This window comes from Streptomyces sp. NPDC001056 (assembly GCF_053598955.1).
Window position 1 is genome coordinate 57,602 of record NZ_JBSFLI010000028.1, and the last position, 25,085, is coordinate 82,686.

General features: G+C 72.1%; 20 protein-coding genes. 9 read left to right on the forward strand and 11 right to left on the reverse strand.

Features of this window, described 5'->3' with window-relative positions; genetic code table 11:
* Positions 1-40 precede the first annotated feature (40 nt).
* On the reverse strand, positions 41-1,642 hold the full coding sequence (gene dacB / locus ACWDD7_RS28170) for a D-alanyl-D-alanine carboxypeptidase/D-alanyl-D-alanine endopeptidase (RefSeq protein WP_450459476.1): 1,602 nt from the start codon (positions 1,640-1,642) through the stop codon (positions 41-43).
* Between the two features lie 79 nt (positions 1,643-1,721).
* Here dacB and ACWDD7_RS28175 point away from each other — a divergent pair, with 79 nt between their 5' ends.
* The gene (locus ACWDD7_RS28175; RefSeq protein WP_351876881.1) at positions 1,722-2,213 is read left to right on the forward strand and encodes an inorganic diphosphatase; all 492 of its coding nucleotides are present in this window, start codon (positions 1,722-1,724) and stop codon (positions 2,211-2,213) included.
* Between the two features lie 114 nt (positions 2,214-2,327).
* The gene (locus tag ACWDD7_RS28180) at positions 2,328-3,983 is read left to right on the forward strand and encodes a threonine/serine ThrE exporter family protein (protein WP_450459477.1); all 1,656 of its coding nucleotides are present in this window, start codon (positions 2,328-2,330) and stop codon (positions 3,981-3,983) included.
* A 5-nt stretch (positions 3,984-3,988) separates the two neighbouring features.
* Here the strand turns inward: ACWDD7_RS28180 and ACWDD7_RS28185 are convergent, their stop codons facing one another.
* The gene (locus ACWDD7_RS28185; RefSeq protein WP_450459478.1) at positions 3,989-5,074 is read right to left on the reverse strand and encodes a DedA family protein; all 1,086 of its coding nucleotides are present in this window, start codon (positions 5,072-5,074) and stop codon (positions 3,989-3,991) included.
* Between the two features lie 133 nt (positions 5,075-5,207).
* Here ACWDD7_RS28185 and ACWDD7_RS28190 point away from each other — a divergent pair, with 133 nt between their 5' ends.
* Positions 5,208-5,573 (forward strand): YbjQ family protein, encoded by a 366-nt coding sequence (locus tag ACWDD7_RS28190; protein ID WP_450459479.1) that lies wholly within the window; start codon positions 5,208-5,210, stop codon positions 5,571-5,573.
* Between the two features lie 93 nt (positions 5,574-5,666).
* On the opposite strand, the gene ACWDD7_RS28195 is transcribed toward ACWDD7_RS28190, so the two are convergent.
* Complete coding sequence (locus ACWDD7_RS28195) at positions 5,667-6,428, reverse strand: MerR family transcriptional regulator (RefSeq protein WP_450459480.1); 762 nt, start codon at positions 6,426-6,428, stop codon at positions 5,667-5,669.
* Positions 6,429-6,606: 178 nt separating this feature from the next.
* Here ACWDD7_RS28195 and ACWDD7_RS28200 point away from each other — a divergent pair, with 178 nt between their 5' ends.
* The gene (locus tag ACWDD7_RS28200; protein ID WP_351876868.1) at positions 6,607-8,013 is read left to right on the forward strand and encodes a glutamate decarboxylase; all 1,407 of its coding nucleotides are present in this window, start codon (positions 6,607-6,609) and stop codon (positions 8,011-8,013) included.
* 64 nt (positions 8,014-8,077) lie between these two features.
* Here ACWDD7_RS28200 and ACWDD7_RS28205 read toward each other — a convergent pair whose 3' ends face one another.
* The 3 genes from ACWDD7_RS28205 to ACWDD7_RS28215 form a co-directional block, all read right to left on the reverse strand.
* The gene (locus tag ACWDD7_RS28205; protein WP_450459481.1) at positions 8,078-8,620 is read right to left on the reverse strand and encodes a DinB family protein; all 543 of its coding nucleotides are present in this window, start codon (positions 8,618-8,620) and stop codon (positions 8,078-8,080) included.
* A 109-nt stretch (positions 8,621-8,729) separates the two neighbouring features.
* A complete protein-coding gene (locus ACWDD7_RS28210) occupies positions 8,730-10,190 on the reverse strand; it encodes an aldehyde dehydrogenase family protein (RefSeq protein ID WP_450459482.1) in 1,461 nt (486 codons plus the stop codon).
* A gap of 75 nt (positions 10,191-10,265) precedes the next feature.
* Positions 10,266-11,090 carry a helix-turn-helix domain-containing protein gene (locus ACWDD7_RS28215; RefSeq protein WP_351876880.1) on the reverse strand — a complete coding sequence of 275 codons (825 nt, stop codon included), beginning with the start codon at positions 11,088-11,090 and terminating at the stop codon, positions 10,266-10,268.
* Between the two features lie 345 nt (positions 11,091-11,435).
* Between ACWDD7_RS28215 and ACWDD7_RS28220 the strand changes: the two genes are divergently transcribed.
* Complete coding sequence (locus ACWDD7_RS28220) at positions 11,436-11,933, forward strand: ATP-binding protein (protein ID WP_450459483.1); 498 nt, start codon at positions 11,436-11,438, stop codon at positions 11,931-11,933.
* Between the two features lie 601 nt (positions 11,934-12,534).
* Here ACWDD7_RS28220 and ACWDD7_RS28225 read toward each other — a convergent pair.
* Positions 12,535-12,804, reverse strand: coding sequence for a DUF397 domain-containing protein (locus tag ACWDD7_RS28225; RefSeq protein ID WP_351876864.1), 270 nt, complete (start codon positions 12,802-12,804; stop codon positions 12,535-12,537).
* 480 nt (positions 12,805-13,284) lie between these two features.
* On the opposite strand from ACWDD7_RS28225, the gene ACWDD7_RS28230 reads away from it, so the two are divergent.
* Entirely contained in the window at positions 13,285-13,797 is a 513-nt protein-coding gene (locus tag ACWDD7_RS28230) for a hypothetical protein (protein ID WP_450459484.1), read from the forward strand.
* A gap of 130 nt (positions 13,798-13,927) precedes the next feature.
* Entirely contained in the window at positions 13,928-14,446 is a 519-nt protein-coding gene (locus tag ACWDD7_RS28235) for a DUF4232 domain-containing protein (protein WP_450459505.1), read from the forward strand.
* A gap of 28 nt (positions 14,447-14,474) precedes the next feature.
* Here ACWDD7_RS28235 and ACWDD7_RS28240 read toward each other — a convergent pair whose 3' ends face one another.
* Positions 14,475-15,584 carry a DUF2786 domain-containing protein gene (locus ACWDD7_RS28240; protein WP_450459485.1) on the reverse strand — a complete coding sequence of 370 codons (1,110 nt, stop codon included), beginning with the start codon at positions 15,582-15,584 and terminating at the stop codon, positions 14,475-14,477.
* 171 nt (positions 15,585-15,755) lie between these two features.
* Here ACWDD7_RS28240 and ACWDD7_RS28245 point away from each other — a divergent pair, with 171 nt between their 5' ends.
* Entirely contained in the window at positions 15,756-16,499 is a 744-nt protein-coding gene (locus tag ACWDD7_RS28245; protein ID WP_450459486.1) for a Clp protease N-terminal domain-containing protein, read from the forward strand.
* 48 nt (positions 16,500-16,547) lie between these two features.
* Entirely contained in the window at positions 16,548-18,248 is a 1,701-nt protein-coding gene (locus ACWDD7_RS28250) for a bifunctional 3'-5' exonuclease/DNA polymerase (RefSeq protein ID WP_450459487.1), read from the forward strand.
* A gap of 88 nt (positions 18,249-18,336) precedes the next feature.
* Here the strand turns inward: ACWDD7_RS28250 and ACWDD7_RS28255 are convergent, their stop codons facing one another.
* The 3 genes from ACWDD7_RS28255 to ACWDD7_RS28265 form a co-directional block, all read right to left on the reverse strand.
* Entirely contained in the window at positions 18,337-21,966 is a 3,630-nt protein-coding gene (locus ACWDD7_RS28255; RefSeq protein WP_450459488.1) for a BTAD domain-containing putative transcriptional regulator, read from the reverse strand.
* Between the two features lie 445 nt (positions 21,967-22,411).
* The gene (locus ACWDD7_RS28260) at positions 22,412-23,305 is read right to left on the reverse strand and encodes a glycosyltransferase family 2 protein (protein WP_450459489.1); all 894 of its coding nucleotides are present in this window, start codon (positions 23,303-23,305) and stop codon (positions 22,412-22,414) included.
* Between the two features lie 234 nt (positions 23,306-23,539).
* Complete coding sequence (locus ACWDD7_RS28265) at positions 23,540-24,190, reverse strand: 2OG-Fe(II) oxygenase (protein WP_450459490.1); 651 nt, start codon at positions 24,188-24,190, stop codon at positions 23,540-23,542.
* Positions 24,191-25,085: the final 895 nt, after the last annotated feature.

Below are 25,085 nucleotides of genomic sequence, written 5' to 3' on the forward strand. Positions count from 1 at the left end.
AGGCCGTGGCGTGGGGTCGGGCGGTGGGAGCCGGACGCCGTCAGCCGCAGCCGCACGCCGCCAGTGCCGTCGCCGTCCTGTCCAGTGCCGACTGCGCGGCCATCGGGTCCGTCGTGCCCGAGGCCAGGAAGGCGAAGGCCAGCAGGCGGCCGTCCTGGTCCACGACGGTGCCGGCCAGGGTGTTGACGCCGGTCAGGGTGCCGGTCTTGGCGTGCACCAGGCCGGCCGCGCCGTCGGCGTAGCGGGTGGTCAGGGTGCCGGTGAAGTGGGCGATGGGGAGGCCGGTGAGGATCGGGCGGAGGCCGGGGTGGTCGGGGGTGCCGGCCTTGACCAGGATCGCGGTGAGGAGGTCGGCGGTGAGGCGGTCGGCACGGTCGAGGCCGCTGCCGTCGTGGAAGGACGTGCCGGCCAGCGGCAGACCCAGCTTCCCGAGCTGCGCGGCGATCGCTCTGGCACCGCCGTCGAAGCCGGCGGGCCGCCCGCTCGCGAGGGCGGTCTGCCGGGCGAGGGCCTCGGCGATGTCGTTGTCGCTGTTGGTCAGCATGCGTTCGACGAGCGCGGACAGCGGCGGCGAGGAGACGGTCGCGAGGGTCTCGGCGCGGCCGGTCGCCCTGGCCGGACCGGGCGGGGTGGTGCCGATGCCGGCGTCCTTCAGGAAGCCCGCGAACTTCCGCGCCGCGTCCTCGGCGGGATCGGCGACCCGGGGCGCGGGCCCGCTGGTGGAGTCGTCGGTGCGCCCCTCGTCGGTGGTGAGGGCGCTGACCGGCGCCAGGTTGTCGTTGACGCCGATGGGGTGCAGCGCGGGGCCGGCGTAGAGCGTCGCGTCGTACGACAGTGTGACCTTGTGGATGCCGCGCGCCCGCAGCGCCCGCGCCGTCCTCGTGGCCAGCGTCCGCAGGCTCGCCCAGCCGTCGGCCTCGGCGTGCGCCGTGAGCGTGGGGTCGCCGCCGCCGACCAGGACGAGTTCACGGGTGCCGCCCCGGAGCGCGGCCCGGGTGGTGAAGCGGTGGTCGGGGCCGAGCGCGTCCAGGGCGGCGGCGGCGGTCGCGAGCTTGGTCGTGGAGGCGGGCGTGAGCCCCTTGTCGGGCTCGACGCCGTACAGCCGCCTGCCCGTGGCCGCGTCGACCACCACCGCCGTGTGCCCCTCGCCGAGCGCCGGCGAGTCCAGGAGGGGCCCCAGGGCGTCCGCCAGGGCCGTACCGCCGCCCGCCGGGGCCTGCCTGGTGTCCACGGGGCTGCTCGCGGCCCCCAGCCCCGCCAGGACCGCCGGCGCGCTCGGCGCGGGCCGCGGCTCGCCCGCCGCCGGGCCCGGACCGTGATCTGCGCCACGTGCGTGCTCCAGGGCGGTCGCCCGGTCCCGCTCGGCCGTACGCTGACCGGTGGCGTCCCACGGCCCGGCCAGGGTCACCACGCCGGCGGCGAGCACCAGGCCGGCGGTGGCGGCGCCCGCGGTGTACTGCAAGGTGCTGAGGGTACGCGGACGGGGGAGGTCGGCGAGTAGCGGTCGTACCGTGGACATCAAACGCATGACCTGCGGTTTCGCCGTTCTCACGGCACTCGCGAGTCGCGGTCGTACGGCGCTCGCGATCCGCCTCGTCCGAGGTCCCGCGGCTCGCCAAGGCCCGAGCTCTGGCACGACCACCAGCCCCTTTCGCGATCACACACCTGCGTGAGGGACACTTAACCACCAGAACTATGTGCTGATCATGAAGGAGCCACCGGTGGAGTTCGACGTCACGATCGAGATCCCGAAGGGTTCGCGCAACAAGTACGAGGTGGACCACGAGACCGGTCGGATCCGTCTGGACCGTCGCCTCTTCACCTCGACCGCCTACCCGACCGACTACGGCTTCGTCGAGAACACCCTCGGCGAGGACGGCGACCCGCTGGACGCGCTGGTCATCCTGGACGAGCCGACGTTCCCGGGCTGCCTGATCCGCTGCCGCGCGATCGGCATGTTCCGCATGACGGACGAGGCCGGCGGCGACGACAAGCTGCTGTGCGTGCCCTCCACCGACCCGCGGGTGGAGCACCTGCGCGACATCCACCACGTGTCGGAGTTCGACCGCCTGGAGATCCAGCACTTCTTCGAGGTCTACAAGGACCTGGAGCCCGGCAAGTCCGTCGAGGGCGCCAACTGGGTGGGCCGCACGGACGCCGAGCAGGAGATCGAGCGGTCCTACAAGCGCTTCAAGGAGCAGGGCGGTCACTGACCCTCGGTTCCCCGAACGGGCCGCACGCTTTCGTGTGCGGCCCGTTTGCATGCCCGCCCACGGCGCATGCGCATACTGAGGCCAGCGGAAGGTGTCGTTCAGGGACGGTGCGAGGTGACGGAGGCGGACGACCGCAAGCCCCGGTCGGACGAGGCGTGGTACGACCCGGAGATCACATCGGAGTTCGCCGTTCCCAAGGGGCTCGACGTCCCGAAGACGGGGGGCGAGTCGGAGACGACCTCCGAGTTCCAGGTGCCGCAGGGGCTGCCCACGCCGCAGCCGCCGGCCGGGGAGCCGGAGGGGTCGGCGTTCAGCACGCCGAGCACGTACGGCCCGCAGGGCGGGGTGGCCGCGTTCACGCCGGCCACCGGGGTGCCGCTGGTCAGCCTGGTCAAGGACGCGCCCTGGCAGGACCGGATGCGCACCATGCTGCGCATGCCGGTGGCCGAGCGGCCCGCGCCCGAGCCGGTGCAGCACGAGGAGGAGAGCGGCCCGGCCGTCCCGCGCGTGCTGGACCTGACGCTGCGTATCGGCGAGCTGCTGCTGGCGGGCGGCGAGGGCGCCGAGGACGTGGAGGCCGCGATGTTCGCGGTGTGCCGGTCGTACGGCCTGGACCGCTGCGAGCCCAACGTCACCTTCACCCTGCTGTCCATCTCGCACCAGCCGTCCCTCGTCGAGGACCCGGTGACGGCGTCGCGGACGGTGCGCCGCCGGGGCACCGACTACACCCGCCTGGCGGCCGTCTTCCGCCTGGTGGACGACCTGACCGACCCCGAGACCCATGTCTCCCTGGAGGAGGCGTACCGGCGCCTCGCGGAGATCCGCCGCAACCGGCACCCGTACCCCGGCTGGGCGCTGACCCTGGCCAGCGGGCTGCTCGCGGGCGCCGCCTCGATGCTCGTGGGCGGCGATCTGATCGTGTTCTTCGCGGCGGCGATCGGCGCGATGCTCGGCGACCGGCTGGCCTGGCTGTGCGCGGGGCGCGGGCTGCCGGAGTTCTACCAGTTCACGGTGGCCGCGATGCCGCCCGCGGCGATCGGCGTGGCGTTCGCGCTGGCCCATGTGGACGTGAAGGCGTCCGCCGTGATCACCGGTGGGCTGTTCGCGCTGCTGCCCGGACGGGCACTGGTGGCGGGCGTCCAGGACGGCCTGACGGGCTTCTACATCACCGCCTCGGCCCGCCTCCTGGAGGTCCTGTACTTCTTCGTCGGCATCGTCACCGGCGTCCTGCTCGTCCTGTACTTCGGCGTGAAGGTGGGCGGCAAGCTCAACCCGGACGCGGCACTGCACATCTCCGGGCGGCCCCTGATCCAGATCGCGGCCTCCATGCTGCTGTCGCTGACCTTCGCGGTGCTGCTCCAGCAGGAACGGTCCACCGTGCTCTGGGTGACCCTCAACGGAGGCGTCGCCTGGAGCGTGTACGGCGCGATGCGCTACGTCGCCGACATCTCGCCGGTGGCCTCCACGGCGGTGGCCGCCGGCCTGGTCGGGCTGTTCGGGCAGCTGCTGTCCCGCTACCGCTTCGCCTCCGCGCTGCCCTACACGACGGCGGCGATCGGTCCGCTGCTGCCCGGTTCCGCCACCTACTTCGGGCTCCTGAACATGGCCCAGAACGAGGTGGACAAGGGTCTGGTGTCGCTGGCCAACGCGGCGTCGCTGGCCATGGCGATCGCGATCGGGGTCAACCTGGGATCGGAGGTCTTCCGGCTGTTCCTGCGGGTCGGCTCCCCCGGGAAGCGCCGGGCGGCGAAGCGGACCAGGGGATTCTGAGCGGCTTACTGGTCGCGGTGGTCGTACGGGTACCGGCCCTGCTGCGGCTGCTGCGGCTGGTCGGGGTACGGCTGCCGCGGACGCTGCTGGTCGTAGTACGGCTGCTGGTTCCAGTCCTGCTGCGGGGGCTGCTGGTACTGCGGCTGCTGGTACTGGGGCTGCTGCTGCGGCTGCTGGTACTGGGGCTGCTGCTGGGGCTGCTGGTACTGCGGCTGCTGGTACCGGTCGCCGTAGCCCTGATGGCCGCGCTCCTGTCCGCCGTAGCCCTGGTTGCCGTAGCCCTGGTTGCCATGGCCCTGGTCGCCGTACGCCTGCCCCTGCTCGCCCTGGTGCTGCTGCCCGCCGTGCTGCTGCCCGTACCGCTCGTCCGGCTCGATGGGACGCAGCCGGGTCGTGGCGTCGTCCATGAGCGGCGGCTGCTGCCGGTACCGGGGCGCCTCGGCGGGGCGGGACTGCTCCTTGGGGGCCTTCTTGCTCTTGCTGCGGGCCCTCAGGAACTCGATCGCCAGCGGGACCACCGAGACGAGGACGATCAGGATGAGGATCGCCTCGATGTTGTTCTTGACGAAGCCGATGTTGCCGAGCCAGGAGCCGAGCAGGGTGACACCCGCGCCCCACAGGCTGCCGCCGATGACGTTGAAGACCAGGAAGGAGCGGTAGCGCATGCCGCTCACGCCCGCGATGATCGGCGTGAAGGTGCGCACCACCGGCACGAAGCGGGCCAGGATCAGCGACTTGGGGCCGTACTTCTCGAAGAACTCGTGCGCCTTGGCGACGTTCTCCTGTTTGAACAGGCGCGAGTCGGGCCGGTTGAACAGGGACGGGCCGACCTTCTTGCCGAACATGTAGCCCGCCTGGTCACCGAGGATCGCGGCGACGCAGATCAGGGCGATCGCGCCCCACAGCGGGAAGTCCAGCTGGTGCGAGGTGATCAGCAGACCGCAGGTGAACAGCAGCGAGTCGCCGGGCAGGAAGAAGCCGATGAGCAGGCCGGACTCGGCGAAGACTATGAGCAGCAGACCCCAGACGCTGTACGTGTCGAGCAGATAGTTGGGATCGAGCCAGCTCGGGCCGAGGGCGAGAGTCATCACGGGTCCGGGCTCCTGAAGGGGGGAGAAGGGGCGGCTACGGTGACCGAGTAGGGCCGCACAAAGCTATCAACGTGACATGACCGCCCTGGGTTCCCCGGTGATCCCCGGGACGACGGGGAGAAAGCGGTGATCCATGGGACTCGACGACTTCGGCGGCGGGCAGGGCCCCCAGTCGGACGTACTGGTCGTGACCACGAACGACGTGCCGGGCCACCGGGTGGAGCGGGTGATCGGCGAGGTCTTCGGGCTCACCGTACGCTCCCGGCACCTGGGCAGCCAGATCGGCGCCGGGCTGAAGTCCATGATCGGCGGTGAGCTCAAGGGGCTCACCAAGACGCTGGTGCAGACCCGCAACCAGGCCATGGAGCGCCTGGTGGAGCAGGCACGCGCGCGGGGCGCCAACGGGGTGCTCGCGTTCCGGTTCGATGTCACGGAGGCGGCGGACGTGGGCACCGAGGTGTGCGCGTACGGCACGGCGGTGGTGCTGTCACGGGAGTGACCCGGCGCCGGGACGGGCCGGGGCCGTCGGACGACCTGAGCCCGGCCCAGGCCCAGGCCCAAGCCCAGGCCCAGGCCCAGGCTCCGGTGCCCCTCAGGAGGTGTGCCGGTCGGCGTTGGCCAGGATCGCGTCGTGCAGGTGCGCGGCGAGACCGGGGTGCATCGCGTCGTAGAACGCCTTGAAGCGCTCGTCGGAGACGTACATCCCGGCGAGGCACCGGTGCATCTCGTACGGGCATTCGTAGAACCATCGGCTGATGTGCTGCCGGTGTTCCTCGGCCATGGCTCTGGCGGCCTCCCCCGCCGCGGGTTCACCGGCGGCCACCAGGCGGGCGTAGCGCTCGCTCCAGTCGTCCACCTCGGCCTGCAGCCGCTTCCAGTCCTCCTTGCCGTAGCCGGCGGCGCGGCGCTGTGACTCGGCCCACTCCGGTGTGTCGCCCCAGCGGGCCTCCGCTTCCTCGGCGTACTGCTCGGGGTCCTTGTCCCCGAACACCTCGAACCGTTCCTCGGGTGTCAGGTTGATGCCCATCCTGCGTGCCTCCATGGCGTGTTCCACAGCCTCGGCCATCCGGCTCAGCTTCTCGATCCGGGCTGTCAGCAGCGCGTGCTGACGGCGCAGGTGCGCACGCGGGTCCGCGTCCGGGTCGTCGAGCAGGACGGCGACCTCGTCGAGCGGAAAGCCGAGCTCCCGGTAGAAGAGGATCTGCTGGAGCCGGTCGAGGTCGGCGTCGGTGTAGCGGCGGTGCCCCGCGTGGGTACGCCCGCCCGGTACCAGCAGACCGATCTCGTCGTAGTGGTGCAGGGTGCGCACCGTGACGCCGGCGAACCCCGCGACCTGTCCCACGGAGTGGCTCAACTGTCCGCTTCCTTTCTCTCGTTCGTCGTGACTACGGTCAGCCTGCGGCCTCACGCGGCGTGAGGTGCAAGTCCGGGATGCCCCTGGTGCGGGGATGGGCGGATCAGGGTAGGCGTCCGGGTCGTTCCGGATGTCGGGGTGGTGCGGCCTTGCATAAGGTGGCGGCGAGGAGGCAGCCATGGCCCTGCACAAAGGTCCGCAGAAGCACCAGGAGCGGGCGTTGTCCGTCAACCCGTTCTTCGGGGAGGCGAACCCGGTCGGCGGTATGACCGAGGCCCCGCCCACACACCGGCTTCCGGACGCCCCGATGCCGCCGACGACCGCGTATCAGCTGGTCCACGACGAGCTGATGCTGGACGGCAACTCCCGGCTGAACCTGGCCACGTTCGTCAGCACCTGGATGGAGCCGCAGGCCGGCGTGCTGATGGGGGAATGCCGGGACAAGAACATGATCGACAAGGACGAGTATCCGCGCACCGCCGAACTGGAGCGGCGCTGCGTGGCGATGCTCGCGGATCTGTGGAACGCGCCGGACCCGGCGGCCGCGGTGGGCTGTTCGACCACGGGGTCGAGCGAGGCGTGCATGCTGGCCGGGATGGCGCTCAAGCGGCGCTGGACGCAGCGCAACGCCGACCGGTACCCGGGCGCCCGGCCCAACCTGGTGATGGGGATCAACGTCCAGGTGTGCTGGGAGAAGTTCTGCAACTTCTGGGAGGTGGAGGCGCGCCAGGTGCCCATGGAGGGCGACCGCTTCCACCTGGACCCGCAGGCGGCGGCCGAGCTGTGCGACGAGAACACCATCGGGGTCGTCGGCATCCTCGGCTCCACCTTCGACGGGTCCTACGAGCCGATCGCCGACCTGTGCGCCGCCCTGGACGCCCTCCAGGAGCGCACCGGGCTGGACATCCCGGTGCATGTGGACGGGGCGTCCGGCGCGATGGTGGCGCCCTTCCTGGACGAGGACCTGGTCTGGGACTTCCGGCTGCCGCGGGTGGCCTCCATCAACACCTCGGGGCACAAGTACGGGCTGGTGTACCCGGGCGTCGGCTGGGCCCTGTGGCGGGACACGGAGGCACTGCCCGAGGAGCTGGTCTTCCGGGTCAACTACCTGGGCGGTGACATGCCGACCTTCGCCCTCAACTTCTCCCGCCCCGGCGCCCAGGTCGTCGCGCAGTACTACAACTTCCTGCGCCTCGGCCGCGAGGGCTACCGCGCGGTGCAGCAGTCGACCCGCGACGTGGCCCGCTCCCTCGCCGACCGCATCGAGGGCCTCGGCGACTTCCGCCTCCTCACCCGCGGTGACGAACTCCCCGTCTTCGCCTTCACCACGGCCGACGCCGTCACCTCGTACGACGTCTTCGACGTCTCCCGCCGCCTGCGGGAAAGCGGCTGGCTGGTCCCCGCCTACACCTTCCCCGCCCACCGCGAGGACCTCTCCGTCCTCCGCGTCGTCGCCCGCAACGGCTTCTCCCACGACCTGGCCGACCTCTTCCTGGACGACCTGAGCCGCCTCCTCCCGGAACTGCGCCGCCAGCCGCGTCCGCTGACGCGGGACAAGGCGGCGGCGACGAGCTTCCACCACTAGACCGGATGTCCGGCGGGGCGGCCCCGGGGCCGCCCCGCGGCAAAACCCCTGGGCCGGGGCCTCGTCAGCCCTCCGCCTTCTCCATGGCCACCAGCTCGAACGCCGTCTTCCCGTCGAGGGACTCGCGCAGGATGTCGGCGTGGCCGGCGTGGCGGGCCGTCTCGCGGATCAGATGGAGGCAGAGCCAGCGCAGGGAGACGCGACCCTCCGGCGGGAACCAGGGGTCCGGCGGAAGCGGGAAGGTGTCGTCCAGGCTGGGGGCGGAGCGGATGAACTTCTCCGTCGCGGAAGCGACCTGCTCCCAGTGGGCGAGCTGCGAGGCCACCGTCTCCTCGCCGACCAGCTGGAAGCTCTCGTGCCAGTTGGACTCGTCCCGCCGGACCGCCGGCGACTCCTGCGCGGCCCGCGCGAGCCACGTCTGCTCGACCTCGGCGACATGCTTGAGCAGCCCGCCCAGCGACAGCTCGCTCGCGCTCGGCCGGGTGCGGGCCTGCTCCTCGGTCAGCCCGAGCAGCGCCCGGCGGATCCCCCCGCGCTGCTCCTCGATGAACGCCAGCAGGGCTCCCCGCTCGTCGCCCTTCGTCTCCGCGGGCACATGCGTGACCATGACCGGCCGCCTTTCCTCGGTTCGCCGGAGCGTTCGCCCCGACACCGAGGAAGCTACGGGCCCTCTAGGTCAGATCCTGTCCTAAAGGGCCCGGGACCCGGAGGAGAGATCAGAACGGGAAGCCGCTGCGGCCGTGCTGCACCGAGATCCACTTCACCGTGGTGAAGGCCTCCATCGTCGTCTCGCCGTTGAGCCGGCCGACACCGGAGTTCTTCTCGCCGCCGAACGGCACGATCGGCTCGTCGTGCACCGTGCCGTCGTTCACGTGGAACATGCCGGTGTCGATCCGCTTGGCGAAGGCGACGCCCCGCTCGATGTCCCCGGTGTGCACGGCGCCGCTGAGGCCGTACGGCGTGTCGTTGACGATCCGCACCGCCTCCTCCTCGCCGTCGAACGGCACGAGGAAGACGACCGGCCCGAACACCTCCTGCTGGAGCAGCGGGGAGTCGGCGGGCACCCCGGTGAGCACCGACGGCTCGACCAGGTTGTTGGTCGTACCGCCGTGCACCAGCGCCGTCGCGCCCTCCGCGAGCGCCTGCTCGACCACGCCCGAAACGGCGTTCGCCTGCGCGGAGTTGATCACCGGGCCGATCACGGTCTCCGGGTCGCGCGGGTCGCCCACCTTGAGGGTGCGCACCTTGGCGACGAACTTCTCGGTGAACTCCTCCGCGACCGAGCGGTCCACGAGCACCCGGTTGGCGGCCATGCAGACCTGCCCCTGGTGCACGAACCGGCTGAAGACCGCCGCGTCCACCGCGTAGTCGAGGTCCGCGTCGTCCAGCACCACCAGCGCGCTGTTGCCGCCCAGTTCGAGCACCGAGCGCTTGAAGTTCGCGGCGCAGACCGTGGCCACGTGCCGGCCCACCTGGTCGGAGCCGGTGAAGGAGATGACCTTCGGGATGGGGTGCTCGATGAACGCGTCGCCGATCTCCGCGATGTCGGTGACGACGACGTTGAGCAGCCCGCCGGGGAGCCCGGCCTCCTCGAACAGCTTGGCGATCAGCGTGCCGCCGGCGATCGGGGTGTTCTGGTGCGGCTTGAGCACCACGCCGTTGCCGAGCGCGAGCGCCGGGGCCACGGACTTCAGCGACAGCAGGAAGGGGAAGTTGAAGGGGCTGATCACGCCCACGACGCCGACCGGCACCCGGTAGACGCGGTTCTCCTTGCCCTCACTCGGGGACGGCAGGATCCGGCCCTCGGGGCGCAGCGCCAGATGGATGGACTCGCGCAGGAACTCCTTGGCGAGGTGCAGCTCGAAGCCGGCCTTCACCCGGGTGCCGCCCAGCTCCGCGATGATCAGGTCGGCTATCTCCTGCTCACGGTCCTCTATGAGCCTCAGCGCCCGCTCGAACACCGTCCGCCGCGCGTACGGGCTGGTGTCGGCCCACGCCTTCTGGGCACGCGCGGCGGCCTGGTAGGCCTGGTCGACCTCGTCGACGGTGGCCACGGTGATCGAGGCCAGCTTCTCGTCGTCGTACGGGTTGAAGTCGATGACGTCCCAGGAGCCGCTGCCCGGTCGCCATTCGCCGTCGATGTACTGCTGGGCCAGGTCGCTGAAGTAGGACGACATGTGATCCCTCAATCACTAGCGGAGCCGGGTCCCGGCCACGGTCTGAGTCTGATCACGCGTCATCCTACTTGCGGGTCAGGAGAGTTGGAGCAGTCCTCTCAGAAGATCCCGGCTCTCGTCCGGCCCCGGGCTGTCCTGCTGCAACTCCTTCAGCGCCTGCTCGTACTGGGCCACGTCCTCGCGCTTGTCGAGGTACAGGGCGCTGGTCAGCTGCTCCAGGTAGACGACGTCGGAGAGGTCGGACTCGGGGAAGCTGAGGATGGTGAAGGCGCCGCTCTCGCCGGAGTGGCCGCCGAAGCTGAACGGCATCACCTGGAGCCGCACGTTGGGCCGCTCGGAGACGTCGATGAGGTGCTGGAGCTGGCCGCGCATCACCTCGCGGTCGCCGTAGGGGCGGCGCAGGGCGGCCTCGTCCAGGACGATGTGGAACTCGGGGGCGTTGTCGGAGAGCAGGTACTTCTGGCGCTCCAGGCGCAGCGCGACCCGGCGCTCCACGTCGTCCGCGCTCGCGCCCTTCATGCCGCGCCGGACGACCGCGCGGGCGTACTCCTCGGTCTGGAGCAGGCCGTGCACGAACTGCACCTCGTAGACGCGGATCAGGGTGGCGGCGCCCTCCAGGCCCACATAGGTGGGGAACCAGTTGGGCAGGACGTCGCTGTAACTGTGCCACCAGCCCGCCACGTTGGCCTCGCGGGCGAGGGACAGCAGCGACTGGCGCTCCGCCTCGTCCGTGATGCCGTACAGCGTCAGCAGGTCCTCGACGTCCCTCGTCTTGAAGCTCACCCGGCCCAGCTCCATCCGGCTGATCTTCGACTCGGACGCCCGGATGGAATACCCCGCCGCCTCGCGCGTGATCCCGCGTGCTTCACGCAGTCGCCTGAGTTGCGAGCCGAGCAGCATCCGCCGCACCACCGATCCGGGCTCTCCCGCGCTCACGTTCGCCAGCCTCCCCAACCGTCTTCAGGGCCCGAAGTCTGCCACTAAAACGCTCCGCGCAGTACTCGTACGGTTACGGAAACGGAGAGAACGGGACCGTTTCATGGCGGGCGGCAGGGGGTGAAGGTAGGGCCCACCGGCGGAGGTCACCACAAAGATGACAGAAAAAATGGCCAAGAAGCGGTACGGGAGTGTCCATTTCGGTCGCGTGCACGTGCATCTGCCCTTGCATCTGCTCTTCCCATCCGAAACCATGGTGCCGCGCCACCGCTGCATCGCAACGACCGCGAATTCCCGGGAGTGCCTCGCATGGGGACGAATGGATCGACCATGCTCAAGCCGTTACGGCAGGGCCTTCCGCCGTTGGACCCCGCGGCCGTGTCCAGTGCCGCGTCCTGCGCGCTGCCGGCGCGGTACGAAGCGGTGCGCGAGGCACGGCGGTTCACCCGGGACACGCTCGAACAGTGGGGCGCAGGGGAGCGCTTCGACGATGTCTGCCTGGTCGTCTCCGAACTCGTCACCAACGCACTGCGGCATGCGCTGCCGAGTGAGTACGGGCGTCCGGACGAGCACACGGCGTCGGTGCGCCTGCACCTGATGCGGTGGGCCGAGCGGCTGGTCTGCGCGGTACGGGACCCGAGCCACGAGACGCCGGTGCCGCGGGACTCCGACGACTTCTCGGCCGAGTCGGGCCGGGGGCTCTTCCTGGTCGACTCCTTCGCGGACAGCTGGGGCTGGCATCCGCTGGCGGGGCCGCTGGAGGGGAAGGTCGTCTGGGCGATGTTCCACGTGGAACGGTCGGTCTGACCCTCGCCGCGCGTCGGCCGTCCTCTTCTCTCCGGCCCGCCCACCCGTCCGTGCCGACCGCGAGGGCGGGGTGAGGGGCGACCAGGAGACGTCCATCGGGGGGCACTCGCACCGCACGACGAGCCGAGGCTCGGCACATGGCCCGCCCCCTCCGCCCGCGCCCACCTCTCCCGGTGGGCCCCGAGGCCGAGGGCGGGCGCTTCGGGCATCGCCCGCCGACGGGCCGCCCGCACCGTACAGCGGGCCGGGACGCGGCACATGCCCCGGCCCCTCCCCCGATCGCCTCCCGCCCGCCCGCCTCGCCCGGCTGCGGAGCCGGGGCGAAGGACGGTTCGAGCGACGCCCCGCTCAGGCCGGCAGGCGGCGGGCGGGCAGGCGGCGGGGGCTCGGGCGGGCAGGCGGCGGGGGCTCGGGCGGAACCCGCGCCTTCGGTTTCCCGCAGGCGCCGAGCCGGTCCCACTCCGGGCTCCGGGAGCCGGATCTCCCTCCCGACCGGGCAGAGCAACCGCGCGGCGTCGGCCTCTTGGCCGAACGCGTCGAGTGGACGGGCGGGCGGTCCGGCGGGCGGGAAAAGCCCCGGCCCCCGTCCCCGGAGGCCCCCTCAGGCGGAGATCAGGTGGTCGAACTCCCCGTCCTTGACCCCCAACAGCATCGCTTCTATCTCGGCCCGCGTATAAACCAGCGCAGGCCCGTCCGGGAAGCGCGAGTTGCGGACGGCCACCTCACCACCCGGCAACCGCGCGAACTCCACGCACGACCCCTGCGAGTTGCTGTGCCTGCTCTTCTGCCAGGCCACTCCGTTCAGCTGCGTGGCAGCCATGCCGTTGTACACGTCGTACCCCCCGAACACGCCGTCAACGTCGCGGTCCACAGGTCGCTCCCCGGTGGTGCACTGGCTGGTGAGGCCATAGATGCGGTGGTCAACTGACCTGGATCATAACCCCCGCGTCACGTGCAACTGCACGAGCAGATGCACGTGCACGGGGGGTGTTCTCACGGTTACAGCCTTGACGCGCGCTTTACCTGACGATGTGCGGCCGTATGCCGCCGTTTCACCGAAGCTGTTCCAGCGTCTGCCCCGGAAGGGGCAGTACATGCCCCTTCCATCTTCCGCCCATGATCTTCCACGCCGGCCCGGCGGGCCGGATCATCGGGATCGAATTTGTCGTGCACAGGAAAGAGACGCATTCGAAGCCGTTCCTGTTCCGCCGAGGCCCTCCCTGTTCCGCTCGTCCTCGGCGAGCACCGGGCGGAAGTCCCGGCGCACGGAAGTTCCCGGCAGTGACTGCTGATAGCTTGCTGCGGGCCGTCCGGCCGAGGGCGGCGGACGCTACAGCTTGGGGAGCCTGACGTGACTTCGGCGACTGCTTCGACCAGTACACGGGTGCGGATCACGGCCCTGGCCGCGGGGCTGGTGGGCGCGCTGGCGCTGACGGCGTGCGGTGGTGGTGGCGGCGGCGGCGACCACCACTCCACGACCCCGTCGGACACGGCGAGCGCCACCCCCGCGCCGTCCTCCACCGCGGGCGGCTCCGGTGTGAGCGGCGCCTCCGACAAGCTCCAGGGCAGCTGGCTGGCCACCGACGGCGGCACCATCGTGGCCCTGGTGATCAACGGCAGGCAGGCCGGCGTCTTCGCGACCGGCGGGACGGTGTGCAGCGGCACCGCGGGCACCGAGTCCGGCATGCAGATGATCCATCTGACCTGCGCCAAGGGCAACAAGGACCGCACCACCGGGATGGTCGACTCGGTCGACGGCACGTCCATGAAGGTGACCTGGTCGGGCAAGGTCGGCCAGGAGACGTACACCAAGGCGGAGGGCGGCAAGCTGCCGTCCGGACTGCCGACCGCCGCGGCGCGGTGACGCTCCCTTCACCAGGGCGCGGTTCCGCCGGGAAACACCTGAAGCGGTGACATACGAGGGGCGCGCGAACGGGACCGTGCTCCAGGCGCGATGATGCTGGAGCACCGTCACGACCTCGATGGGACTGCTCATGCGCGCCATTCCGCTCACCGTCACCGCCGTTGCCGCCGCCCTGCTGCTGACCGCCTGCAACGGCGGCGGGAACAGCGGGAGCGGCGGCAAGAACAGTTCCGCCTGCCGGATCGGCGGGGTGTCCCTGGAAGTCGGGGCGGCGAGCGTGGCGCCCGCGGCGGGTGACACCGGTGAGGTGCCGGTCAGCATCACCAACCACAGCAAGACCTGCACGCTGGAGAACTTCCCCGGCGTCACCCTGCGCAAGGACGGCACGAGCGCGAAGCTGTCCGCCCAGAAGGGCGCCAAGGCGCAGACGCTGGAGCTCGCCAAGGGCGACGCCGCGGCCTTCACCATCAGCTACGTGCGCGGCAAGGACGGCGACGCCACCAGCCTCGCGGCCACCGAGCTGAAGATCACCCTGCCGGGCGACGACACGGTGCAGAGCTTCCCCTGGAGGTACGGCCCGATCGCCGGCCAGGGCGCCCCGACCAAGGCGAACGCCTCCGTCAGCGCCTTCCAGCAGGCCGGCGACTGAGCCCTCCGGGGAGCGCCCGGGGCCTGCCTCACTCCAGCCGCGGCCGCGCCCTGACCTGGGCGCGGTCCGCGGCGGCCGCGCCCTCCGTCCAGCCCGCCGCATCGCTCACCCCGCGCAGCCGGGCGGTGGTGGTCTCCGGGAACATCCGCTCCAGGCGACCGCTGACGGCCGTCTCGCGCGTGGCCAGCACCGGCAGCAGATCCCGGGTGACCTGGCTCTCGGCGGCGGCCGCGAGCCGGTCGCCGACCCGGTGGGCGTAGGCGGCGAGGAAGGACTGCCGGAAGGTCTTGGTGCGCTTGCGTCCGGCGGCCCGCTGGCCCGCCTCGGCCTTGGTCATGGCGTGCGTGGCCTGCACCAGCAGTGAGGTGTAGAGCAGTTCGACCGCTTCCAGATCCCCCTCGAAGCCGACGACGGTGGAGAAGCAGAGCGGTTCGTTCCACACCGCGCGGCAGTGGTTCGCGGTGGCCACGGCGTCCAGCAGGACGGCCTTGGCCTGCTCGTACGGCGGCTCGACACCTATCCGGCAGGCCCCGGGCGCGTCCGGCGCGGGCGCCGCGGCGGCGAGCAGCGCCTCGTCGACGCTGTGCCGGGCCATCAGCTCCTGCGCCTTGGCGGTGAGCGCCTCGGCCTCCTCCGGGTAGCCGGTCGCCTCGGCCTTGGCGAGCAGCGCGCGGATCCGGCCGAGCGTCCGGGAGGCGGCGGGGTCGTGGGTGCGGCGGGTCTCCTCCTCCAGGGGTTCGAGGTTCGGCAGGCGCAGCAGCAGGCGGTACAGCTCCAGGACGGCGGTGGCGTGGGAGAAGCGGTCGGCGCCGCGCGCGGGGCCCTCGGGCAGCTCGTCGAGCTGCGCGGCCCAGCGGCGCCCGCGCGGCCGGTCCCGGCCGGCCTGCGCCCGGATCAGCGCGGCGGCCAGGTGTACGTGCGGCTGCTCCAGCTCGCGCCGCACCAGCCGTACGACGTCGGCGGGCTGCCAGCCGCGCCGCCACGCGGCCTCCGTGAACTCCTCGCCGCGCCGGGCGAGTTCGGCGTCGGCGGCGGGGTCGGCCGCGAGCAGGGAGGCACCCGTGTCGAGGCCGGTGTCGGTGCGGTCGTAGAGCGCGGCCCGGAAGGCCCGCTCGACCGTGCTGGCAGAACTGGTCACATCGCCGATCGTGCCACGCCCCGCCGACAGCGCACCGAACACTGTCCACAGCCTGTGGACAACTTTCCGTCGACCACCCTCCGTCCGGCACGCCTTTTGCGTCCGTCCCACCACCCCCTCGACTGTCAACCACCGGTTGACAGTCGAGGGGGGGCAACCTACGGTTGACACATGGCGACCAACCCGAACATCACGGTTTCCGTACGCCTCGACGACCTCGTCGAGGCCATCAAGAAGGTTCATCCCGAACCCCTCGACCAGTTGCAGGACGCGGTGATCGCGGCCGATCACCTCGGTGATGTGGCGGACCACCTGATCGGTCACTTCGTGGACCAGGCCCGCCGCTCGGGCGCGTCCTGGACCGAGATCGGCAAGAGCATGGGAGTGACCCGGCAGGCGGCACAGAAGCGGTTCGTGCCGAAGGAGTCCGCCGACCTCGACCCCAGCCAGGGCTTCAACCGCTACACCCCGCGCGCGCGGAACGTGGTCATGGCCGCGCACAACGAGGCGGTGGCCGCCCGCAACCCGGAGGGCCGCCCCGAGCACCTGGTCCTCGGCCTGCTGTCGGAGCCGGAGGGCATCGCGGCGAAGGCGATCACCGCGCAGGACGTCCCGCTGGACGCCGTACGGCAGGCCGCGACCGCCGCGCTGCCGCCCGCGGCCGAGCAGGTCCCCGACCTCGTGCCCTACGGCCCCGAGGCCAAGAAGGTCCTGGAACTCACCTTCCGGGAGGCCCTGCGGCTCGGGCACAACTACATCGGCACCGAACACCTCCTGCTGGCCCTGCTGGAGCACGAGAACGGCGCGGGCGTCCTCAGCGGGCTCGGTGTCACCAAGGCCGCGGCCGAGGAGTACGTGAACAAGGTCCTCGCGCTGCTCCTGGAGAAGCACTCAAGTACCCCCACCGAGGACTGAAACCGCAGGTCAGCGCGATTGTCAGTGCCGCCTGCCACACTCGCAGTCATGACCGACCGGTGGGCGCTCGCCGCGGCCGAGGACGGTGGCGTGGACGTCGCCCCCCTCGGCCCGGACGGGCTGCCCACCGGACCGGTGCTGCGCGAGAGAGATCTCGCCGGGGCGGTGCGGAGCCGCCCGGAGGTGACGCGCTGGGTGTGGCGGTCGACCGCCGACGTCTACCCGCGTCTGCTCGCCACGGGGGTGCGAGTGGAGCGGTGCTACGACATCGAGGTCGCCGAGACCCTGCTGCTGGGCCACGAGGGGCGGTACGGCGAACCACGCTCGGCCGCCGCCGCCCTGGCCCGCCTCCGGGGCGGTCCCGTACCGCCCGATCCACCGCAGCGGGCGGCCCATCCGGGCGCCCAGTCCCCGCTGTTCGAACCCACCGGCACCCGGCTGCCGCTGCCCGACCTCCTCGCGGTCTACGCCGACCAGCTGCGACGGCACGAGAAGGTGGCCGATCCGGGCCGGATGCGCCTGCTGACCGCCGCCGAGTCGGCAGGCACGCTGGTGGCCGCCGAGATGAACCACTCCGGGCTGCCCTGGAGCGCCGAGGTCCACCGCGACGTGCTCCGCGACCTGCTCGGCGAGCGGTACGCGGGCGGGGGCGAGCCGCGCCGCCTCGCGGAGCTCGCGGACGAGGTCTCCGCCGCGTTCGGCCGCCGGGTCCGTCCCGACCTGCCGGCCGATGTGATCAAGGCCTTCGCACAGGCCGGGATCAAGGTGAGATCCACCCGCCGCTGGGAGATCCAGTCCCTCGACCACCCGGCCGTCGCCCCGCTGCTGGAGTACAAGAGGCTGTACCGCGTCTGGGTGGCCCACGGCTGGTCCTGGCTCCAGGACTGGGTGCGGGAGGGCCGATTCCGACCGGAGTTCCAGGCCGGCGGCACGGTCACCGGGCGCTGGGTGACCCATGGCGGAGGCGCCCTTCAGATCCCCAAGGTGATCCGGCGGGCCGTGGTCGCCGACCCCGGCTGGCGGCTGGTGGTGGCCGACGCCGACCAGATGGAGCCGCGGGTGCTGGCCGCGATCTCCCGCGACCCCGGCCTGATGGAGGTCGCGGGCCGCGCGAGCGACCTCTACCAGGCCGTCTCCGACCGCGCCTTCTCCGGCGACCGCGACCAGGCCAAGCTGGCCGTGCTCGGCGCGGTCTACGGCCAGACCTCCGGCGACGGCCTGAAGAACCTCGCCGCGCTGCGCCGCCGCTTCCCGAAGGCCGTCGCCTATGTCGACGACGCGGCGCGGGCGGGCGAGGAGGGCCGGCTGGTGCGCACCTGGCTGGGCCGCACCTGCCCGCCGGCCGCCGGCGCGACCGAGGCGGCGGAGGAGGCCGGCATTCCCGTCGGCATCGGGGAGGAGGGCGAGTCCCCGGCCGACGGCCGGGCGGCCTGGGTCCCGGGCTACGCCTCCGCCGACTCCCGCGCGCGGGGCCGCTTCGCGCGCAACTTCGTCGTCCAGGGCAGCGCCGCCGACTGGGCCCTGCTGCTGCTCGCGGCGCTGCGCCGGTCCTGCGCCCCGCTGCGGGCCGAGCTGGTCTTCTTCCAGCACGACGAGGTGATCGTGCACTGCCCCGCGGAGGAGACCGACACCGTCGTGGCGGCCATCCGCGACGCGGCCGCCCTCGCCGGCCGGCTCACCTTCGGCGAGACACCGGTGCGCTTCCCGTTCACGACAGCGGTGGTGAAGTGCTACGCGGACGCCAAGTAGACCGCCGGGCGGACCCGTGACCGGAACCGGCGCAGGTCCTCCGGCGCCTCGCGGTCCGACGCCGGTCGACCGCCCGCCGGGGGCCGGTTCACTCGGCGAGCAGCTCCCGCAGCTCGGTCACCACCACCTGTTCGTCCGTGCCGGTCAGGGCGGCGAGGGCGGTGCGCCAGGCGTCGTGGGCCTCCGCGCGGCGGCCTTGCGCGTGCAGCAGGAGACCACGCTGGTGGCGGGCCAGGCCGCCCGTGTAGCGGTCGGCGCGGGCATCGGCGCGGCGCAGCAGCTCCCCGCACTCGATGTACGCCCGCTCGTTCTCCCCCAGCTGCCGCAACGCGCGGACCAGACCGAGCCGGGTCTGGGACTCACCGTGCCAGTCGCTCTGCCCGCCGAGGATGCGCAGGCTCTCCTGGAAGTGCCGGGCGGCGGCGTCCGGTTCGCCCAGGGTGAGATGGGCGTAGCCGATGTTGCAGTGCGCCGAGTGGCGCAGGATGACGGCACCGACCGTCTCCCCGATCGCCAGCGAGCGCCGGTGCTGCTCGATGGCGGCGCGGGGATCGGTGTGCTCGTAGAGGTTGCCGAGATGGCTGTGGGTGACGGCCTCGCCGAAGGGATCGTTCAGCAGCCGCGAACAGGTCAGGCTCTGCCGCAGCGCCTCCTCGGACTCCGCGAACCGGCCGAGCCCCTCCAGCAGCAGCCCCCGGTTGTTCAGACAGCGCCGGACGCGGCTGGGCACGCCGAGCCGCCGCCAGCTCTCCAGGCAGCGGTCGGTCAGGGCGAGGGCGTCGTTGTGCCGGCCGGTCAGGAAGTGCAGGCCCGCGAGATCGCCGAGCGCGTACGCCTCCGCCGCCGGATCCTCAAGTCGCCGCGCCGCCCCGAGCGCGGCCCGCCCCAGCACCTCCATCTCCGCGACCCGGCCGCTGCGCTGCACATACGGGAAGAGCAGCCGCGCGAGCACCGAGAGATGGGCCAGCCTGCGCGGATCGGCCGCGTCGGCGTTGCGCGCCACCAGAGCGACGACGTTCTCCAGCTCCGTCTCGCCCCAGGCGCCGGCCTGCCCGGCCGACTCGAAGGACCGCAGTCCGGCCACCGCGGCGGCGTGCTCCGCCGGCTGCGCGCGGGTCGGCCGCCGCCGGTCGTCCAGGTCGAGGCCGGGTTCCACGATGGCGACGAGCACGTGCTCGGCCGCGGCGGCGTACCAGCGCAGGGCGACGAGGTCGGGGGACGTGTCGTCCTCCGCGCGGGCGCGCGCCGGACCGTCGGCGGTGGTGGCCTGGACCGCGGTCGCACGGAACCCGCTCTCGTCCCCGGCCAGTTCGCGGGCGAACTCACGGACCAGGTCGTGCGGGGTGTAGCGGCCGTAGGCCGTCTCCTCCAGGAGGGCCACGTCCACGAGACGATCCAGGGCGGCCTCGGCGCGGCGCGCGTCGATGCCGGTGAGGTCGGCGAGCAGCGGGGCGGCATAGGTGGGCAGGTCGAGCGCGCCGATGCCACGCAGGACGAGGGCCGCGTCCCGGTCGGCCTCTCGGTCGGCGGCGGCGAGGGCGTCATGGGCGACGCCCAGGGAGCGCCGGACACTGAGGTCGTCGTACTCCAGGTGCCGCAATCGGCCTCCGGTGGCGGCCAGTTGGCCGGCGAGCACGTCGGGGGTGAGCGCGCGCCGGGCGGTGAGCCGGGCCGCGACCACGCGCAGGGCCAGCGGCAGCCCGCCGGTCAGCTCGACCAGGGCGTGACCGGCGTCCAGCCCCGCGCGCCCGCTCAACACGCGTAGCAGCTCCGCGCTGTCCTCCCCGGCCAGCGGGGCGAGCGCGAAGCGCCGGGTGCCGTCGAGGGTGGTCAGCGGCGAGCGGCTGGTGACGATCACCGCGCACCCGGGACCGGCCGGCAGCAGGGGCCGTACCTGGGCGGCGTCCGCCGCGTCGTCCAGGACGAGCAGGATGCGGGCCGGGGCGAGCAGCGAACGGAGCAACGCGGCGGCCTCGTCCGGGTGTTCGGGCACGGTGCGAGGCGCGACGCCGAGGTCCCGCAGCAGCGCGGCAAGCGCCTGCGCGGGTGCGAGCGGGGGCATGCCGGGTGTGGCGCCGTGCAGGTTGACGTAGAGCTGGCCGTCGGGGAAACGTTCCCGCAGCTCATGGGCGACGTGCAGGGCGAGCGCGCTCTTGCCGACGCCCGCCATGCCGGAGACCACGGCGACGGCGGGGGCCGGCGCGGGCGGCTCGGTCAGCACCTGACGCAGGGCGCGGTGGACCAGGGCACGGCCGGTGAAGTGAGCAGGAGGCGGAGGGAGTTGGGCGGGGGGCGGCGGGAGCTGGGGGGCATGCGGAGGGTGCGGCGGGGCCGCGTCACCCGTGCCGTCGCGGTCGCCTCGGCGGTCGTCGTCGCGCTCGCTCTCCCGGTCGCCTCGGCGGTCGTCGCCGTACTCGCTCCGGCGGTCGCCTGATCGGCCGGTCCCGCGTCCGTCTTCGGGGCCGCTGTGGTGGCTGCCGCCGTGCTCGCCCGCGCGGTCACCTCGGTGGCTGTCGCGGTGCTCGCCCGCGCACTCGTCGGCGCGCCCACCCTCGCGCTCGTCACCGCGCCCGCCCTCGCGCGCGCCCGCACGCTCGGTCTGGCGCGCGACTCCACACTCGCCTTTACGGTCGTCCCCGCGCGAAACCGCGTACGCGCCCGGCTTCGACTCCTCCTCCGGCACGGCCGCCGAGCACCCCGCCCGCGCCCGCCGCCCCTCCCCCGGGCAGCGCTCCTCGACCGGTCCCCACGACACCCCGTCCTCACGCCCGTCCCTGTCCTCGTCCTCGTCCTCGCCCTCACCCTCGTCCTCGTCCCCCTCCTCCGGAAGCCACTCGTCGCTCCCCCGCAGCACCTCGACATGGGCCTCGCGGATGGCGGGGCCGGGTTCGACGCCGAGTTCCTCGATCAGGCGGGCGCGCAGATCGCGGTGGACGGCGAGGGCCTCTGCCTGGCGGCCGGTGCGGTGCAGGGCGAGCATCAGTTGCCGGTGGTAGGCCTCGCGGAGCGGATGCTCGGCCACGAGAGCGGCGAGCTGGGGCACGAGCGCCGCCAACCGTGTCCCGCCGATGGCGAGTTCTGCGTCGTACCGCCATTCCAGAAGGAGCAAGCGCGCCTCCGTCAGACGCGTCACGAGCGTGTTGCCGTCGAAGTCGGGCAGCCCGCTGAGCGGGGTGCCGCGCCACAGGGCAAGCGCGGTCGTGCAGGCGCGTACGACGCCGGGCCAGTCGCGCCGGGCGTGCGCGGCGCGCGCGTCGGTGACCAGCGCGTCGAACACGTGCACGTCCAACTCGCCCTGTTCGACGCGCAGCAGATAGCCCGGCGGTACGGACCTGAGCCGTTCGGGATCGTCCAGAAGCCGGCGCAGCCGGGTGACGTGGTTGTGCAGGGACGCCCGCGCGGAGACCGGCGGCGCCCCGCCCCACAGGGCGTCCTTCAGCGACTCGACCGACACGACCCGGCCGGGCTCCAGCAGCAGCGCGGCAAGGAGCGCGCGCACCTTGGGGCTGCCGATGGGGCGGACGGCGTTGTCGGAACGGCCTTCTCCGGCAGTGCCGTTGACGGAGGTTCCGATGCCGGAGCTTCCGGTGCCGGGGGCTCCGGTGCCGTCGTACGGCCTCTCGCACGCCTGTGTCCCGCACGGGTTGTCGTACGACGGGCGGTCGTAGAGGACCGGCGGACCCAGCAGTCCGAATCGCAGCTCGCGCCGCCCCTTCACGCCGCTCCACTGCCTTCCCGTGCGGTCGGGACCGACCGTCTTCCGCGGCGGGCGCGCGCCCGCCGTACCCTGGCGGAAATCCGCCCCGCGGGCGATGATTTCCCGCCATCTTCCGCGGCCGGCTTCCTGTCGCCGTCCACGTGGCGACCGACCCTGGTCAACGACCGCTCAGCGGGACCGGCCGCCGACCCGTTCACGCGCCGGTAGCCGCTGCCACCCGACGAGTTCCGGTCACCCGCCCCACCCCCCGCCGACGACCCATTGGCCACATGTTAGCGATCCGTTGGTGAGACTTGATGTGATCATTCCATCGGAACCGGCCCGACGGCGCGCGCGTCAGTCGCGCAACTCGGGGGAGTGTCGCCGCAGGTCGGATCCGGGGACGTGGGTGACCCCGGTCGGCGGAGGTGAACGACCGGGGCCCCGTCCCGCCCTCACATTCCTGTCAGATCACGGGCGGACGCCCCAGCCTGGTCAGGCGCCCCACCGTCCGCCATCGCATCGGGCGACGCTCGCCCGGCGACTCCCGCACCCCCTCCACGAACCCGCCGAACCACGCCTTCAGTCCGGCCGCGGAACGGGTGCGGGCGAGGGTGAGCAGCGTCCACACCCCGAGGTGCACCGGGATGAGCGGCAGCGGCAGCCGACGCCGGACGAGCCAGACGCGGTTGCGGGCGTTGACCCGGTAGTAGATGGCGTGCCGGGCCGGGGAGGTCTTGGGGTGCTGGAGCAGCAGTTCGGGGACGTAACGAATCTTCCAGCCGGCGTCGGCGGCCCGCCAGGCGAGGTCGGTCTCCTCGTGCGCGAAGAAGAACTCGGCCGGCCAGTCCCCGGTCTCGGCCAGCATGGCCATGCTCAGGGCGTGCCCGCCACCCAGGAACCCGGTGACGTATCCGCCGCGCATCGGGTCGGTCCTGCCGATCCGGGGCACGTGCCGCTGCTGGGTCTCGCCGTGCTCGTCGGCGATGCGGAAGCCGACGATGCCGAGGCGCGGGTCGGCGGCGTACAGATCCCGTACCCGGCGCAGCACATCGGCGTCGACGAGCAGCCCGTCGTCGTCCAGTTCCACGACGACGTCGACGTCCCCGAACGCGCGCAGCCGGGCGAGCGCGACGTTGCGGCCGCCCGGACAGCCCAGGTTCTCCGCCACGTCGACGGTGGTGACCTCGCCGGGCAGGGACAGCCTCCGGGCGAACTCGGGGAGCCGGCAGCCGTTGCCGACGATCACCATCCGGGTGGGAGCGAGATCCTGCTTGGCCACGGACTCCAGCAGGGCGTCGACCTCGGCGGGCCGGTTGCCCATGGTCACCACGGCCACGGCGATCCTCGGCTCCACCACGTCCCTCACCCCGTCCGGCCGACAACGACGGCGCACTCCTGACCGCGCGCCGCACCTCGTTCACCAAGATGTCGCCTCGCCTCCGCGGGTTCACCCTCCACCCAACCCTTTACACCCTTTTTGCACCACTTTGACAGAGGCGGGGAAATTCCGGTTGCGGACATGACCCAGCGGCTCCCGGGCAGGTCCGCGCCGGAAGAACACCTGCCGGTCCGCGACCGCAGGCGTGCACTCTCAGTTCACGTCTTCCCTGGCGGACGGCAGGGTGGGGCGACGGCACAACCAGCCGTTGACGGCGAAGCGGCTGTCCTCGGGCCTTCCGCTCGGGCAGCCGACCTTGCGGACTTCGTGCCAGACGGTCGGGCGGAAGAAGACGATGCTGTCGTGTTCGGGTTCGTAGTCCCGCCACGTACAGCCCTCCCACGTCGGGGTCTTCTCCGGGTCGACCGGGTGAAGCGCGTCGAAGACGCGCAGAGCGCCCCCCTGGAAGGGTCGTGGCGTGCGGTGCAGGTAGTAGACGAAGGTGAGCAGGCGTTCGGTGTATCCGCGGCCGTCGGTGTCCTGATGAGCCCGGTAGAAGTCGCCGTCGTTGTGCACGTTGAGGCAGTAGCTGGGCTCGGTGTCGCGGCAGGAGACGTGAAGCGTGTTCTCGACGACCTCCAGCACCTCGTCGATGGCCTCCAGCAGCTCCGGCGCGCCGAACCACGCCGAGCGGGAACGGCGCACCTCCGGAACCACCGAGCTGCCGTCGACCGTGGAGGGCGCCATGGCACCGCCGGCCTCCGCGACGACCCGCTCCAGCAGCGCGGCCGAAGTCCGCTTCCCCAGGAAGTCGGTGATGCGGCAGACCGTCACCGGAAGCCGCCAGACCGCGTCCGCGGACACACGCGACGACTGCTCGCCCGTGCGGGGTGTCGCTGTCGCCAGGTCTCGCACTGTCATCGTTCCCTGCCCTCGTGATCGCCATACACGGCATACGTGATGAACCGGACAGATCCTAGGGGCCCCCGAGGCGTCGGTGAGCGCGACGACTTGCCCGCAAGTCGCCTTCCGCGCAGTGGAATTCCTTCGAATAGCCGGATTCCTCATACCGTCTTACAGTTGATCCAATTTGCTTGATAAACGCGTGTTTGACGGGGAGAAACTAATCAAGAAAGCGCGAAACCCTCACGCTTGCTCTCACATTCGGGAACTTGCCCGAAATCGGTTGATGGATGGAGCACCTGCGTGAGTCCTGAGTTCAAGTCGACTCCACCGCTCGGACCGCTGGCCCGGGACAGATGCAAGAAGGCCGGAATGATCACCTCGCTCGCGCTGGCGGTGGTCACCGGAGTCGCCTCCCCCGCTACCGCGGCCGTGCGCGGCCTGACCGTGAATCCGGCCACGTCGCACGGCAAGGGGTCCCACCGCGGTGGCGACGGCTGCGACGCACAGTACGGCTCTGCCGGGTACGGCCATGATCACTCGGGCGGAAAGGGGTGCGTGGGCCCCACGGGTCCGACAGGCCCTACAGGCCCGGCAGGGCCCACGGGTGACACGGGCCCTGCCGGACCGGAGGGACCGACGGGTGACACGGGCCCGGCCGGACCGGAGGGCCTGCCCGGACTGCCCGGAGAGACGGGTCTGCCCGGACTGCCCGGCGAAACGGGACCGGCCGGACCTGAGGGACCGCCCGGACCGGAAGGCCTGCCCGGACTGCCCGGAGAGACGGGTCTGCCCGGACTGCCCGGCGAAACGGGACCGGCCGGACCTGAGGGACCGCCCGGACCGGAAGGCCTGC